Below are 1499 nucleotides of genomic sequence, written 5' to 3' on the forward strand. Positions count from 1 at the left end.
GTGCGCCTCAGCCAGCTGGTGCGGCACGGCCTCCTCCGTCGCCGTACGGAATTCGACACCGGGGAAGGCGGCGGACAGCGCCCGCTCGTGCTCGGCGGACAACCGCCAGAAGGAGTGCGGGGACTCCAGACTGATCAACACGACCGGCCGGTTCATCGCGCTCGGCCCACCGCGTTCGACGCCGGCACAAGAGCCCAAGGAGCGATGCGTTCGATGACGGAACCGATGCTGGCCTCGTAGTCGTGGCGCGAGCGCACCAGGGCCGCCCCGGCGCTCCGGAGCCGGTCGCGTTCGCGGGGCAGGGCGGTCAGGGCGCGGTGGAGCGCGGAGGCCAGGGACCGGGCGTCACGTGGTGCGGCGGTGAAGCCGGTCTCGCCCTCGACGACGGTCTGGGCCAGCCCGCCGGCAGTGGTTGCCACCACGGGGCCCGCTCCGACCGCGAACGCCTCCAGAGGGATGCGACCGAAGGGCTCCTCCCGCGAGGGAACGACGACCGCGCGCAGGGCCGGGTTGTGCAGCCAAGCGCGGATCGCAGGGGTGAAGCACGTGATCAAGGTCGCGTCCAGGCCGTAGGCGCGGATGCGCGCCGCCAGATCCTCCTGATACGAGGTGGGGCGCTCGTGCCCCTCCGAGGTCACGGCCGCCAGGACCAGGTGTGGAGCACGGACCCCGCGCTCCTTCAGGATGTGCAGCGCCTCCAGGAGGTCGTCGAAGCCCTTCGTCGGCACGGCACGGCCCATGGCGAGAAGAAACCCGGCTCGGGCCTTGAAAGGCAGGGGCGGGGCACTGGCCGGCCGGGCCATCTCCTCCTGGATCAGCCCGTTCGGGAGGCTCACGATGCTCCCCCGAGGGACGGCGTAGCTAACGACGAGGTGGCCGCGCATGTGGGAGGAGATGGCGCCAATCCGCCCGCCTCGGACGGTCGCCGCCCGCAGAGCGTCGCGCTCCCAGCGGATTCGGGACATGTCCTTGGGGCGCGTCAGCGCGGTCGTGGAGCGGGGAATGAGCAGCAGGTCCGTGGTCGGCGAGGTATAGGGGGCGAGCCCGAGGAACGGGATGTCGAGTCCGATGAGGAGGCACTGGCTCGCTCGATCGGCGATGCGTACGGCCGCCTCGCCGGCCAGGTCGCACAGCTGCACGGAGCCGTGGATCGTGTCCGGCGCCGCTGAGACCCCCGGGATCGTGATGACGTCGGCTTCGGCCTGCCGCAGCATCTGCTGGACCTCGCTGGTCCACCGCCGGTTGTGCGCTCCCGCGCTCTCCGGAACGTGCGGGGTGATCACAGAGAGGCGGCCCGGCGGTAGCAGGCGGGCCAGCGCCGTGAGGAAGGCTCGGTTGCTGAAGCCGGTGCCGGACTCCGCGCCGTAGAAGCCCTCGTGGAGGGCGACAACGACGCTGGGCCGGCGGACCACTTCCGGTACGGCCGTGGGCGGAGGTGGTGGAGTCGTATGGTCGATGCGCACCTTATGGTGCCTCCTTCGAAGACGGGTTATCGCGGG

General features: G+C 71.3%; 1 protein-coding gene and 1 pseudogene. Both read right to left on the reverse strand.

The genetic code is table 11. The features are described 5' to 3' along the window. Positions 1–156: pseudogene (locus CCN56_RS45180) on the reverse strand (D-2-hydroxyacid dehydrogenase); the annotation flags it as partial. Beyond that, positions 153–1463, reverse strand: a complete 1311-nt coding sequence (locus CCN56_RS34865) for a glycosyltransferase family 4 protein (RefSeq protein ID WP_086831801.1) — start codon at positions 1461–1463, stop codon at positions 153–155. The gene CCN56_RS34865 and the pseudogene CCN56_RS45180, both read right to left, overlap by 4 nt. Between the last annotated feature and the right edge of the window lie 36 nt (positions 1464–1499).

The sequence above is a fragment of the Streptomyces sp. NRRL B-24572 genome, from assembly GCF_002156145.1.
In the GTDB taxonomy this organism is placed as follows: Bacteria; Actinomycetota; Actinomycetes; order Streptomycetales; family Streptomycetaceae; genus Streptomyces; species Streptomyces vietnamensis.